The organism is Sphingomonas sp. Leaf62, from assembly GCF_001421915.1.
Classification (GTDB): Bacteria; Pseudomonadota; Alphaproteobacteria; order Sphingomonadales; family Sphingomonadaceae; genus Sphingomonas.
Window position 1 is genome coordinate 25,452 of the sequence record NZ_LMLN01000031.1, and the last position, 496, is coordinate 25,947.

Below are 496 nucleotides of genomic sequence, written 5' to 3' on the forward strand. Positions count from 1 at the left end.
AGGACCGGCCTCGAAGACCGTCAGTGCCTGCCCGGCCGCCTCGGCGCTGGGCGCGCGGTAGACTTCCTTCAGCGCCGTCGCCAGACCCTTGCGGTCCTTCCACGAGACGAAGTCCATTGAGTTTCGCAGCAGGTGGACGATGCACGTCTGGACGATCGCGTCGGGAAACACCGCGGTGATCGCCTCGGGAAATCCTTTCAGGCCGTCGACGACGGCGAGCAGGATATCCTCGGTGCCGCGGTTCCTGAGCTCGTTCATGACCCTGAGCCAGAATTTGGCGCCCAGCCTCACGGACGATGATCCCCCGGATCATCGTCCGGGCGTTCGGCTTCTGCTCGAGCCACAGGCCCGGCACCTCTTTGGTGCCATCGGCGCGAACGCCGAGCGCGATGTGGATGGCTTTGTTGCGGACCATGCCCTCGTCGCGGATCTTCACCCGCAAGGCGTCGAAGAAGACGAGCGGATAGACCGGGTCGAGCGGCCGTTGCTGCCAGAT

General features: G+C 65.1%; 1 pseudogene. It reads right to left on the reverse strand.

The window, feature by feature from the left end:
- Positions 1-496, reverse strand: a pseudogene (locus ASE91_RS18150) (IS256 family transposase); the annotation flags it as partial.